This is a genomic window from Clostridium aciditolerans (assembly GCF_016316925.1).
GTDB lineage: Bacteria > Bacillota > Clostridia > Clostridiales > Clostridiaceae > Clostridium_AM > Clostridium_AM aciditolerans.
The window spans coordinates 1-12790 of the sequence record NZ_JAEEGB010000039.1; the positions used below are offsets into that span (position 1 = coordinate 1).

Sequence of the window (12790 nt, forward strand, 5' to 3'; positions counted from 1 at the left end):
GCCACCAAGAAGCATCTTATAAGGTGCTTCTTTTTTATTTTAATTTATAAATTTATATATTCTGCTTATAGAGTAACCCTTAAGTACGATACAAATAAAAATTAATTTATAAAATTTACATAGGGAGGTATAAATAGGTGTCATTCCTATATTTCTTAACCTTTTAGAGGCTTTTATTTTAGAAAAAAATCTTACTATTAGCTCAGTCTGGAATGACAACCCATAAATTGAATTCTAAATTAGTTTGCGAATATTAAAGTTATCTCTAAGCAAAGCCCAATTTTGTGGGAATGGAAAGCCTAGTGCCCAATAACTTATACCTCCTAAATTATAACTCTTTACTGTATCGAATTTTGCTTGAGCGCTACGGGCATCTTCAAACCATACTTCATGCTGTCTTCCTTGAGAATCTGTATAGTTATAATATGGTGTTTGTGATAGCGAATCATACTTTATAGCAGCATTATATTTTATTGCTCTTGATACAGCTTCTTGCATACTGAAAGTTTCAGCTTCTTGACCAGGTACATGAGGAAGGAGCCAATCCCTAGCGTATAATTGAAAACCAAAATAAATTTTTTCTCTTGGAATAACAGAAACTGCATAATCTAGAACACGTATTATTTCATTTAATGGTGAAATTGGTTGAGGTGGCCCTAGTCGATATCCCCATTCATAGGTCATAAGTATAACAAAGTCAGCAATTTTTCCATGTGCAGCATAATCATGAGCTGTATATAGTGTGCCTTGCTGCTCTGCACTAACTTTTGGTGCTAAGGCAGTTGAAACAAAGAAGCCTTCTCTATGCATGCGAGTTACCAGGCGTTGAAGCAACTGATTGTAGAGCTCACGATCAGCAGGTAGTACACCTTCAAAATCAATATTTATGCCTCTATATCCTTTTGTTTTCATTATATTAATTATGTTTGTAAATAAATTCTGTTGAATATAAACACTAGATAGAACAATATGAGCAAGATTTTGACCAAGATCAGTGGAAGTAAAGTTTGTGATAGACATCATTGGTACCGCATTTACAGAATAAGCTAGTCTTATAATTGCGTCATCTTCGATTGTCTCAAGACTTCCATCTTCTCGTATTCTATATGCAAAAGGACTTAGATATGTTAAATGCCTAGCTTCTTTTTCTATAGTTGAGATATTTTGATTACTAAAATCATATACATATCCATTTACATATATACTAGGCTTTTGGGTGCGAGGAATAACTATTGTTGTGCCTGGAGATACCATAGCGGGATTACTAATTTCGTTTGCTTGTAACAAAGCTTCGAGAGAAACTCCATAATCTTGTGCAATTTCCCATAGAGTCTCTCCTGGACTAATTGTATGTCTGTGTGCAGGTATATATAGTTTCATGCCAGGGTAGATAGAATTAGGATTAACATTTGGATTTGCTTTTATAATTTCCTGAACAGTGATCCCGTAGGTTTGTGCAATTCTCCATAAAGATTCACCTGATTTTACAGTATACAAAAAGTCTTCTGTTGGAATTACTAATGCCTGACCAATGACTAACTGATTTATATTCTGAAGTTCGTTAACAGCTATTACTTTTTCTATAGATACATAATAGTAATTTGAAATTTTCCAGAGTGAATCACCTGGCTTTACTACATGAATAAGCATCTATAACCTCCAAATTTTAATTTACATTTATAGCTTATGCGTAGAATATAAGAAAAATGAAGATTTAGATAAATAGTAGTTTAATAAAAATATTTAAAAGCCCAGAATTTAATTTCTGAGCTTTTTAGAAATACTAGTTAATTTTAAATCATGATCTACTGGAATAGACATAAATGATTCTTACGATCTTTGTCACTAAAAATCAGAATTAAATAAAGTAAGCTGCTGAAGTTTTGTTTCTTCTAATGAAGAAACAGACACCCCTATAAGTCTAATTTTTTCTTGAAAGTCTATGGAATATAATATTTCTAAAGCCTCTCTTAGAATATCCTCTTCCTTTGATATATGCATTGGTAAGGTCTTGTTCTTAGTATGATTTTCAAAGGTTGAGGTCTTTATTTTTAAAGTTATAGTTTTTCCGCTTAAGCCTTTAGTTATTAGAGTTTTGGATATAGAGCTGCAAAAGCTTTTTATATAAGCTTCTAATTCTTTTTTATCATTAGTATCACTTCTAAGGGTAGTTTCTCTGCCAATAGATTTTCTTTCTCTGGATATTACTACTTTTCTATTGTCAATCCCTCTAATTCGTTTATATATTTCAACACCATATTTACCAAAGAATTCAGTTAAAAGTTCTTCTGGAAGGTGATGTAATTCCTCAATGGTAAATATACCTATGGCATTAAGCTTTTCAGCGGATTTTTTGCCTAATCCGTAGATTTTACTTACAGGTAAAGGTAAGAGAATCTTTGGTATCATATCTGACCTTATAATTTTTAAACCATTTGGCTTATTCCAATCAGAAGCAAGTTTTGCAAGAAACTTATTGTAAGAAACTCCTACAGAGATAGTAAGGCCTGTAGTGTTTTTAACTTTTTCTTTTATATACATAGCTACTGAAACAGGATCTTTTTTTAATTCAGTAATATCAAGATAAGCTTCATCGATACTCAGTGGTTCTACATAGGGAGTTATTTTATAAAATATCTGAAATATTTTTTCAGATATTTCTTTATACCTAGCCATTCTTGTAGGAAGATAAATTCCATTAGGGCAAAGTGCCTTAGCTATATATACCGGCATGGCACTTCTTACACCATATTTTCTAGCTTCATAGGAGCAGGTTGCAACTACTCCTCTTTCTGAAATACCTCCGACTATAACAGGTTTTCCCTTTAATTTCGGATTATCTATAACTTCAACAGAAGCAAAAAAAGCATCCATATCTACATGTAGAATAACTCTTTCCATCCGTATTTTCCTCCTTTTAGTCGGAACATCGGGTAATTTTGCTCGTTTCACTTCGGGAACTAGGTAACTTAAAATTTTCGCTTCCGCTCACAAGTTACCCGTAAAAGTTCATTTAGGACTTTAACCTCTAAAAATAAAGTGGTTCAAATTCATATAAACCTAATTATATCATATAAAGAGGAGAAAGAGAACGTTTGTTTGCTTCACTATATGATTTTTATAGTAATTTTTTTGCGCACTCCATAAGATTAATACTTTTTGTTATGCCACATTATCGAATTTTTAAGTGCATAATATCCACAAATAAAATTATTTTTACTTAACAAATTACAGCTATTGTGAAATTTATTAAGTGATAGTAAAATTATAATAATACTAATTTTAAGGGGATTAAGAAATATGAAAAAATTGTCTTTAAAAAATAAACAAGAAGTTATTTTAAGAGAAGCTAAAAAGGAAGATGCTCAATCTATGATAGACTTTTATAATTTGGTAGGAGGAGAAACTGATTTTCTTTCATTCGGAAAAAATGAGTTTAAAATGCCTTTAAAAGATTATGAAAAGCTTATAGAATCTACAGCAACAGAAAATAATTCAATAATATTGGTAGCAACAATTGAGGATAAAATAATAAGTATAGCATCTATTACTTCTAATCAAAAAGCTAGATACAAGCACGTAGGAACTTTTGGAATAGTGATATCAGAGCAATTCTGTGGATTAGGTTTAGGCAGAAAAATTATGGACTATCTTATAGAGTGGGCAAATTCAAATGGTGTAACTAAAAAAATAAGTCTTGTAACTAGAGAAGATAATGACCGTGCAATAGCTTTATATAAGAAAGTAGGATTTGAAGAAGAAGGTATATTAAAGAAAGAAAACTATATAAATGGAGTTTATTATAATACAGTTATGATGAGCTTAATCCTTTAGATAGCTGTCAATTTTGAATTAATATAAATTCTATAAATATAAAGGACTATTTCTAAAACATAAATTTAGAAATAGTCCTTTATATTTATAGTTATTTTGGTAGAAATATAAACTCCATCTAAAGCTAAGAATTCTGTTTATAAAAATAGTAATGCAACACCTATTAGAGCAATAACAGAGCCAAATATTTCTTTTGGAACTATTTTCTCTTTAAACACAAAGATTGATGCGGGTATGATCAATATAGGTGTTATAGAAGTTATTGTTGAAACAATAGCTGTAGGCGCATGCTGGACAGCTAATAAAGATAAAGATACACCAATAAAGGGACCGAAAAATGAACCAATGGTTATATTTTTCATAGTTTTCTTATCCTTTAAGGATGTATAGATATTTCTCCAATGTTTTTTTACTGTAACAACAATGCAAAAGCCAAAGATTGCTGCTATAATTCTAATTTGAGTAGCAGCAAAAGGATTGTAGGATCCCATTCCAAATTTGCTGAAAACAAGGCCAAAAGCTTGTCCTAATGCACCTAAAAAAGCATAGGTTAATCCTTTTATAGGATGAGAAAAGGTAATTTTCTTATCATCGGAACCTTTGGTTAGTATTACAAGAGCAATACCTATAATTGTTATAGTCATTCCTAAAAAACCCAGTAGTGTTATTTTTTCTCCCATTAGTATGTAACCTGTCACTGCAGTTATTGGCGGCACTATGGACATTATTAACTGGGATATACGTGAACCAATTTCCACATAAGCTTGGAACAGAAACAAATCTCCCAAAACAAAGCCGATTAAGCCTGATAAAAGAAGCCATAGCCATGTATAGCCTGATGCATCTATAGGTAAAATCATTCCTCTAGTAAAAAAATTAAATATTGAAAGTAATATAAAGGCTATAAGAAGTCTTATTAGATTTACACACAAAGAACCAACTTTTTTCCCAGCGGATTCAAAGGCGACTGCAGTAACTGTCCAACATAACGCTGTTGCAAGTGCAGCTAATACTCCTAAATGTGATTGTAACACAAAATATTCCTCCTTTTAGTCGGAACACTGGGTAATTTTGCTCGTTCCCCTTCGAGCACTGAGTAACTTAAGATTTTCGCTCCCGTTCAAGAGTTACCAAAATTACCCGTTAAAGTCCATTTAGGACTTTAACCTCCGTCTTCTGTTCTTGTTGTAACTTAAACTCACTATTATATTCTAAGGTTTGAGGTAATATATGTCTACAAAATTATTTGGATAAGAATAATTATTTGGTCAACAATTGCAATATTACGTAAACTTGAATCTAAAGTAAACTAAAAAATACTATTTAACATATTTATAATATTGTAAAGATTAGCTTATATTTGTATAATATGTGAAATGGTATTTTACTTATATAATAAAATAGATTGAAGAGTATAAATTATGGGAAAAGGTGAATTTTGTGCATAGGTATTTTATTCAAGTTTTTGGAAGAGTTCAGGGTGTTGGATTTAGATATAATGAAAAATCTTTTAAAGTCATATATTAAAAATTTATCGGTATAATGAGAAATAGCAAGGATAAAATTCGAACCCTTACTTATCAGGTAAGGGTTCTTTAGCAAGTCGTTCATCTATATCAAATAAAATAACCGAAAAAATCAATGTCAACGATGCTGCCCATATTGATTTAATTCCAATAGAAAATATTAGTAAGCCACCTAAAAAAGCTCCTAATAAGAATGAAAATATGATTGTAAAGTAGCGAAGAGCTCGAATAGCTGCCTTAGTGTCTTTTTCTGTGAAAGCAATATAAGCTGCATAGGATGCTGAGCGTAAATTACCAGTGGACATGGTTGTACTATATGGAGAATCAACCAGCGTCCTAAATGAGGAAATTTGTAGTGAAGAAACAAAGGAAATTGTAACAGTTACAACTTCGTCTGGAAAATTCCTAGGTATAAAACCTATAATAAAAAGAATTACAATCTCAAGAATCAAAATAGCCTTTGCTGGATCCTTTATGAAAGGTAAGGAAGACCTTTTTTTTGTCCATTCAGAAATTATTACTCCTAATACAAATGCAAAGATAGGAGGAAGAGCTATAAGAGCTTGTCTCCAATTTCCTCTTGAAGCTTCTACTCCAAATAACACTATATTTCCCGTTTGGGCATTAGCGAAAACGCCACCTCTTTCAATAAAGGTGTAAGCATCTAAAAATCCTCCAACCAATGCAAGAAGTATTCCAAGATGAACAGATTCAGCAGTAGAATTATTTAGATGTATTTTTGTTTTATTCTTGTAAAGTCTACCTATATAGTTAGTAAGCAAGATTCGAATAACCCCTTTCTATGAAAATGTAATTTTATAAGCTCACTTAAAATCAATTGATAATAATTATTATACTGCTAATTTAGAAATATGTATAATCTAATCAAAGGATAAATTTCTTGGTTTGCAAAATATAGTGAAATATATTAGCTAATTATTATAATAAATACTATGCTTTTCTTTAAATTTGTATATTGTTTCATATTCTTATCCCTATGGAAGATTAAGCTTAGTTCTACCATAGGGTTTTTCATTTCACTGTTCGTTATTGGAGCCAGTGCTATGGAGGGTATTGAAATTGCAGCAGATAAGATTCAAGTACGTATATGAATTATATATGTAGATGTACCAGTAACGAGCAATCTGTATCCTGTTGGTACATATTAAAGTTATATTAGCATGTTTATTGAGATAGTATGGCTGTAAAGAAAATTATACATGTGATTTATAGATGGTTTTGCAGAATACAATAATTTTACGTGTACCATTTTGTTGCAAAAATCCTTCAGAAGCCTTGATATATCTAGAATAGACAGTGGCACGCATTTTGCTTATTAATTATATATGAAAAATAACAAGGGAGGGAAGGTAATATGACCAAAATTTCAATTCGTAATAAGAATGTTTATTATGAAACCTATGGAGAAGGGGAGCCTCTTGTACTATTAAATGGCATAATGATGAGTACTGCAAGTTGGATTCCATTTATAAAGGCTTTTTCAAAAAATTATAAGCTTTTTCTAATAGACTTTATTGATATGGGTCAATCTGATAAGGCTGAAGAAAACTATACTCAAAATATGCATGTTGAGTTTCTCAAAGAAGTATTTGATAAGCTGAACTTTGAAAAGGTTAACATGGTAGGTGTGTCATATGGAGGAGAGGTAGCTATACAGTTTGCAATAAAATATGGAGAAAGATTAAATAGCCTTATACTTGCTAATACCACTAGCTATACCTTTAATGGATTGAAAGATATAGGAGCAAGTTGGGATATGGCAGCAGCTACTCATGATGGTTCCATTTTTTTTAATGCTACTATGCCTCATATATATTCCCCAGAATTCTACCAAGACAATATACAGTGGTTGAAGGATAGGGAAAAGTTATTTCAAAAAGCTCTCACTGCTGAATGGTATGAGGGATTTAGAAGACTTAATAACAGCTCATTAGAATACGACGTAAGAGACAATCTGCATAAAATAAAGGTACCAACCTTGGTTATTGGTGCAGAGTATGATTCACTTTTGCCTGTAAGATTTCAAGAAGAAATATATAAAAAAATCGAGAGTGCAAAAATGGCAGTAATAAAAGGGGCAGGTCATGCATCTATGTATGAGAAACCTTATGAATTTTCTTCATTGGTTCTTGGATTTTTAAGCTGCTGCAATGAAGAGTTCAAAATAGTTTAATGATTTATAAGTAATGATTAGATTATAGAGAGGAAGGTATTTAAAATGAAAGATGTTCAGAAAATTTATAACAGTAAGGTAAAGAGTATAGCGGGAGCATTAAACTTGATTCAGTCTAAGGATGTGATATTTGTTGCTCAGGCGGGAGCGGAGCCTATGGCATTGCTAGATGAACTGCATACTATAAGCGCTAATGGTATAACTGGAGTTGAGCTCCAAAATTGCCTGCCAATGAAAAATTATGAGTTTATAAATAATCCTCAATATAAAGATAACATATTTGTTCATGGCTGGTATTTTACTAAAGCCTTAAGAGATGCTCAAAAAAGAGGGAATGCCACTTGTACCCCACAACATGCTCATATAGCAGTATGGAAAAAATTATATGGAATACAAGGAAGGAGGAAAGTGCTATTTACAACATGTTCACCTATGGATAAACATGGATACTTATCACTTTCCATAAGCAATATATATGAAAGAGAATTAATAGAAAATGGCGCAGTACTGATATGTGAGGTTAATCCAAATTATCCTAGAACCTTTGGAGATAATATTGTGCATATTAGTGAAGTAGAAGCACTTGTTGAAACAAACCGTCCTATTCCAGAGGTGCAGCTGGTACCTTACACAGATGTGGACAGAAAAATAGGAGAAAATATTGCAGAGCTTGTTGAAGATGGATCTACTATTCAGCTTGGAATAGGAAACATTCCAAATGCAGTAGCAGCAGAATTAAGAAGTAAAAAACATCTTGGAATTCACACAGAAATGTTTACGGAATCTATGGCAGGGCTTATAGAATGTGGGGCTGTAGATAATTCACAGAAAGGATTTTATAATGGTAGATCAGTATGCGCCTTTGCTTTTGGTAATAAAAAACTTTATGATTATTTAGATGACAATCCAACGGTTTTATTTAAATCAGGCTCCTGGGTTAACGATCCTTATATAATTGGAAAGAACAACAAATTTGTTTCTATAAATGCTACTTTAGAAGTTGACCTTACTGGGCAGTGCTGTTCAGAATCCATAGGAAACATACAATATACAGGAACTGGAGGACAAGCTGACACTGTACTAGGATCACAGAGATCTAAAGGTGGGAAATCTGTTATAGCTATGCATTCAACTACTACAATAACCAATGCTGAAGGTAAAAAAGAAACAATTTCAAAGATAGTTCCTTTTTTAAAGCTTGGGTCAATTGTAAGCTTATCTAGAAATGATGTAGACTATGTTGTTACAGAAAATGGAGTGGCATGGCTTAGAGGGCTATCTGTAAAGGATAGGGTAACTGCTTTAATTAATATTGCCCACCCAGATTTCAGAGATTGGCTAAGATTTGAAGCAAAAAAGAATATGATTTGGTAGTACATTATTTAAAGGATTGGGGGATTTGATTATGGATAAAAAATCAGGAATTTTCTATGGGTGGTGGATTGTCCTTGTAGCTTTCCTTTCTGTAGGAATCACTTACGGTACAAAGGGAGCTTTTGGAGTTATACAGCTATCTATGCTTAAGGATCTAGGATGGACAAGAGCGCAGGTTGCTGGTGCTTTATCAGCTAATATGTTTATATATGCTATTGTAGTTCCTTTTACTGGACGTATAATGGATAAAATAGGTGTAAAAGCTACACTAGCTTTTGGAGGCTTTCTAACAGGTACAGCATATTATCTTTTGACTGTAATAAAAACTCCATTTCAATTTTATTTATGCTATGGTGTTATTTTAGGAGTAGCTGGTACATGTATGGGCATGGTTCCAGGGCCAACTGCAGTAAGTCGCTGGTTTGTTAAAAAAAGAGGTCGTGCTCTTGCTATAGCATTAGCAGCATCTCCACTAGGTAGTGCTTTGTTCACTGTTCTATCCAAAGATTGGCTTAATACAATTGGATGGAGAGGTACTTTTAGGATTATGGCCATTATGTCTTGGGTGCTTGTAATAATACCTGCATTGTTATTAATGAGAAATAAACCTGAAGATTTAGGGTTAACTCCTGATGGAGAAGTTATTGCAGAAGCTGCTGCAAATACAGCCTCAAAGCCTATAGATAATTATGAAGAAGAGTGGACTTTAGTAAAAGTCTTAAAATCACCAAAAGCTTGGGCGCTGTTTTTGGCATACTTTTTTATGGCAGGAAACGGATGGGCACAGGCTGTACACCAAGTTCCACATCTAGTTAATAACGGCATAAGTAAAGGCGATGCAACTAATGCACTGGCAGCTACTATGTTCTTAAATGTTATATCTATGTTAGCATGGCCTGCAATTTCAGACTATATAGAACGTAAAAAAGCAATAATTATTGCTTTATCACTTCAAATTGTTGGTGGTTTTATGCTAATAAATGCTACTTCTATGGGAATGACTTATGCTTTTGTTTTTGTAGCAGGGCTTTCATATACAGGATGTTATGGACTTTTTAGTGCTCTAGCCGCGGATTTATTTGGACGTAAAGGATTAGGAACAGTTAGCGGAGTTATGGCAACCTTTGGATCCCTTGGAGCAGCCGTTGCAATTTACCTTGGAGCATATATATACGATGTTACTAAGAGTTATAATATAATTTGGTACTCTGGTATAGCAGGGTTAATATTAGCAGTAATTTTTACAGTAATATTAGGACGTTTAATAGATGTTAAGAAAACTAATAATCTTTCTGTATAAATTAGATTAGAATATAAAATTTTCACATAATTAATAAGATTTATTGTTATGTGAAAATTTTTTTGCTATACTTAATGAAAAATTGTAGATAAAAGGCATGTCACCTAAAGATACATATAAATGATAGAATTTTAAGGGGGATATGAATGTCAAATTTTATACATTCCAAAGAGTTTTTACATTTTTGCTATCAGGCCTTTGAAAACATACCAATTACGGTAGATTTTTTGGACAAGGATGGGAAAATGATTTATATAAACAAAGCTTTTGCTGATTTTCTAAAGATCCCTAGAGAAGAAATGATAGGAAAGTTGGTAACGGATATAAATCCAACTTCAAAATTCATGGATACTTTAAAAAATAAAAAAGCTGATATTGCAATAAAGCACAAATTTCCTAATGGTAAAGATGCTATTGTTCATAGAATTCCAATCCTAGATGATGAAGGACAAGTAGTTGGAGGATTTGGTATGGTTCTTTTTGAAGGCATAACTGAAATGAAGTCAATTATAGAAAAATGTGACGCGCTTGATAAAGAATTGAAACTGTATAAAAATCATATAGCAAAATTCAATACAGCAAAGTATACACTAGATGATATTATAGGAAAAAGTAGGGATATGATACAGTGTAAAAAGAAAGTTGAAAAATTTGCGAAAGTAGATTTAGATGTGCTAATCACAGGGGAAAGTGGTGTCGGTAAAGAACTTTTTGCTCATGCCTTGCATAATGAAAGTTTAAGAAAGAATAAACCCTTTATAAGCATAAATTGTTCTGCCATTCCAGGGAATCTTCTAGAATCTGAACTATTTGGATATGAAGAAGGAGCCTTTACTGGAGCTAAGAAAGGTGGAAGTATAGGTAAGTTTGAAGTTGCCAATGGAGGAACTATATTTTTAGACGAAATAGGGGATATGCCTTATTACATGCAGGTTAAAATTTTAAGAGTTCTCCAAGAAAAAGAGATAGTTAGGGTAGGAGGTAAAACTACCATTCCTATAGATGTAAGAGTGTGCTGTGCCACAAATAGAAATTTAGAGCAGTTAATTAAAGAAGAAAAATTCAGAGAAGATTTATATTATAGGCTTAATGTATTGATTATAGAAATACCTCCCCTAAGAAAAAGAAAAGGCGATATTGAGGTGCTCATAGATAAATTTTTAAATTCCTTTTATAAGAACTCCGGAATGTTCAGAAAAATTTCTAAATCTGGTATTAACATACTAGTAAACTATGAATGGCCTGGAAACGTTAGGGAATTGAAGAACGTAATTGATAGAATTTGTGTTAACGCTGAAGATACTAATATTGTAGAAGCAGATATTCCAGAATATATATTAAAAACTGCAGTTAAGAGTAAATATGATGTAAATGAGTTAGGATTAGATGCATTTTTGATGCATATGGAGAAAGAAATGGTTTTAAATGCTCTGGCGGAGTGCAATAATAACAAAAGTAAAGCGGCTAAAAAATTAAAAATACCTAGAATGTCTTTCTATAGGAAATTGGAGAAGTATGATATCAAGTGATTCTTAGGTTCAGATGGAGTTTGCTTATAAGGATGACTTTCTCCATCTGAACCTTAGAAGAACTTATCCAGGCGCGTAGCAGTGCTTATCCCCCACTTTGATAGAAGATGGGGGTGTTAGCAATGGTAGCGATCGGATAAAATAATGTTAAAAGCTCAGAATCTAATTTCTGAGCTTTTTTGAGCAAATTTCTAGTTAGTTTTTGTACTATGATCTTTTGTACTATGATCTTTTGGAGTAGGCATAGTGGCCTTAATAGCGTCAGCTTTATCTTGTGATATAATTCCTGTCGTTACAAGTTCACTTAAGAAGTCAGTTTTCTCTGTGCTTTTTTTGCTTTCAAAATAAGATTTACGTTCAGTTTCAGTCATATTTTTAACCTTATCCATTTCAGCTTTTTTTTCAGTATACTTATCTGTTAAATATTTTAGAATATTATTTTCTTCAGTTTGTGTAATAGTTCCAGTTGTAACTAGCTTATCAAGCTGAGTTTTAAGTCTCTGTGGATTAGCTTCACCTTCTCTTCTACCAGGTCCTTGATGAATTGCATTTCGTACAGCATTAGCTTGATCTTGAGTTAAAGTTCCAGCAGTTACAAGTTTACTTAAGAAATTAGTTTTTTCTGCAGTTTTTTGGTTTTCAAAATAAGATTTACGTTCAGCTTCGGTCATGTTTTTAATTTTATCCATTTCAGTCTTCCTGTCAGCTTGTTCTTGTTTCATGGCATTTATTATGTTAGTTTCTTGCTTCTGTGTAATAGTTCCAGCGGTAACTAGCTTATCAAGTTCTGACTTCATATTATCTGTTGGATTTTTCTTATTCATTCTAGTTTCTTGAGCCTTTTTATGTGCTCCAGTTGTTCCACTTACATTGCTTTTAGCAAAAACATAACCTCCTGTCGATAGAAGTACACCTCCAGCTATTACTGCAGTCATTATTTTACTTACTAATTTTTTTCTGTTCATTTTTATACTCTCCTTTTATATAATTTTATTTTACATTCATTCCTTTATTACTTGGTATAAATATATCA

At 32.3% G+C, this 12790-nt stretch carries 10 protein-coding genes; 5 read left to right on the forward strand and 5 right to left on the reverse strand.

What is annotated here, in order from left to right:
- Window positions 1-234: 234 nt before the first annotated feature.
- Both I6U51_RS21115 and I6U51_RS21120 read right to left on the reverse strand, forming a co-directional pair.
- Window positions 235-1650 carry a LysM peptidoglycan-binding domain-containing protein gene (locus I6U51_RS21115; RefSeq protein ID WP_211144542.1) on the reverse strand — a complete coding sequence of 472 codons (1416 nt, stop codon included), beginning with the start codon at window positions 1648-1650 and terminating at the stop codon, window positions 235-237.
- A 195-nt stretch (window positions 1651-1845) separates the two neighbouring features.
- Window positions 1846-2901, reverse strand: a complete 1056-nt coding sequence (locus I6U51_RS21120) for a DNA polymerase IV (protein ID WP_211144543.1) — start codon at window positions 2899-2901, stop codon at window positions 1846-1848.
- A gap of 399 nt (window positions 2902-3300) precedes the next feature.
- Here I6U51_RS21120 and I6U51_RS21125 point away from each other — a divergent pair, with 399 nt between their 5' ends.
- The gene (locus tag I6U51_RS21125; protein WP_211144544.1) at window positions 3301-3834 is read left to right on the forward strand and encodes a GNAT family N-acetyltransferase; all 534 of its coding nucleotides are present in this window, start codon (window positions 3301-3303) and stop codon (window positions 3832-3834) included.
- 137 nt (window positions 3835-3971) lie between these two features.
- Here I6U51_RS21125 and I6U51_RS25370 read toward each other — a convergent pair whose 3' ends face one another.
- Window positions 3972-4868: an EamA family transporter gene (locus tag I6U51_RS25370; protein WP_211144545.1), complete on the reverse strand. Its 897-nt coding sequence runs from the start codon at window positions 4866-4868 to the stop codon at window positions 3972-3974.
- A gap of 539 nt (window positions 4869-5407) precedes the next feature.
- Complete coding sequence (locus tag I6U51_RS21135) at window positions 5408-6142, reverse strand: YoaK family protein (RefSeq protein WP_211144546.1); 735 nt, start codon at window positions 6140-6142, stop codon at window positions 5408-5410.
- Window positions 6143-6735: 593 nt separating this feature from the next.
- Between I6U51_RS21135 and I6U51_RS21140 the strand changes: the two genes are divergently transcribed.
- The 4 genes from I6U51_RS21140 to I6U51_RS21155 all read left to right on the forward strand — a co-directional run bounded on the left by I6U51_RS21140 (window position 6736) and on the right by I6U51_RS21155 (window position 11757).
- On the forward strand, window positions 6736-7554 hold the full coding sequence (locus tag I6U51_RS21140; protein ID WP_211144547.1) for an alpha/beta fold hydrolase: 819 nt from the start codon (window positions 6736-6738) through the stop codon (window positions 7552-7554).
- A gap of 45 nt (window positions 7555-7599) precedes the next feature.
- On the forward strand, window positions 7600-8928 hold the full coding sequence (locus I6U51_RS21145) for an acetyl-CoA hydrolase/transferase family protein (protein ID WP_211144548.1): 1329 nt from the start codon (window positions 7600-7602) through the stop codon (window positions 8926-8928).
- A 31-nt stretch (window positions 8929-8959) separates the two neighbouring features.
- Window positions 8960-10228, forward strand: a complete 1269-nt coding sequence (locus I6U51_RS21150; RefSeq protein ID WP_211144549.1) for an MFS transporter — start codon at window positions 8960-8962, stop codon at window positions 10226-10228.
- A gap of 146 nt (window positions 10229-10374) precedes the next feature.
- Window positions 10375-11757: a sigma-54 interaction domain-containing protein gene (locus I6U51_RS21155; protein ID WP_211144550.1), complete on the forward strand. Its 1383-nt coding sequence runs from the start codon at window positions 10375-10377 to the stop codon at window positions 11755-11757.
- A 191-nt stretch (window positions 11758-11948) separates the two neighbouring features.
- Here the strand turns inward: I6U51_RS21155 and I6U51_RS21160 are convergent, their stop codons facing one another.
- Window positions 11949-12722 (reverse strand): hypothetical protein, encoded by a 774-nt coding sequence (locus I6U51_RS21160; protein ID WP_211144551.1) that lies wholly within the window; start codon window positions 12720-12722, stop codon window positions 11949-11951.
- Window positions 12723-12790: the final 68 nt, after the last annotated feature.

What these genes read in the sequence shown, in the direction of transcription:
- I6U51_RS21120 (WP_211144543.1), bottom strand. Translation starts at nt 2,901, where the DNA reads ATGGAAAGAGTTATTCTACATGTAGATATGGATGCTTTTTTTGCTTCT.
- I6U51_RS21160 (WP_211144551.1), bottom strand. Translation starts at nt 12,722, where the DNA reads ATGAACAGAAAAAAATTAGTAAGTAAAATAATGACTGCAGTAATAGCT.
- I6U51_RS21155 (WP_211144550.1), top strand. Translation starts at nt 10,375, where the DNA reads ATGTCAAATTTTATACATTCCAAAGAGTTTTTACATTTTTGCTATCAG.
- I6U51_RS21125 (WP_211144544.1), top strand. Translation starts at nt 3,301, where the DNA reads ATGAAAAAATTGTCTTTAAAAAATAAACAAGAAGTTATTTTAAGAGAA.
- I6U51_RS21115 (WP_211144542.1), bottom strand. Translation starts at nt 1,650, where the DNA reads ATGCTTATTCATGTAGTAAAGCCAGGTGATTCACTCTGGAAAATTTCA.
- I6U51_RS21150 (WP_211144549.1), top strand. Translation starts at nt 8,960, where the DNA reads ATGGATAAAAAATCAGGAATTTTCTATGGGTGGTGGATTGTCCTTGTA.
- I6U51_RS21140 (WP_211144547.1), top strand. Translation starts at nt 6,736, where the DNA reads ATGACCAAAATTTCAATTCGTAATAAGAATGTTTATTATGAAACCTAT.
- I6U51_RS21145 (WP_211144548.1), top strand. Translation starts at nt 7,600, where the DNA reads ATGAAAGATGTTCAGAAAATTTATAACAGTAAGGTAAAGAGTATAGCG.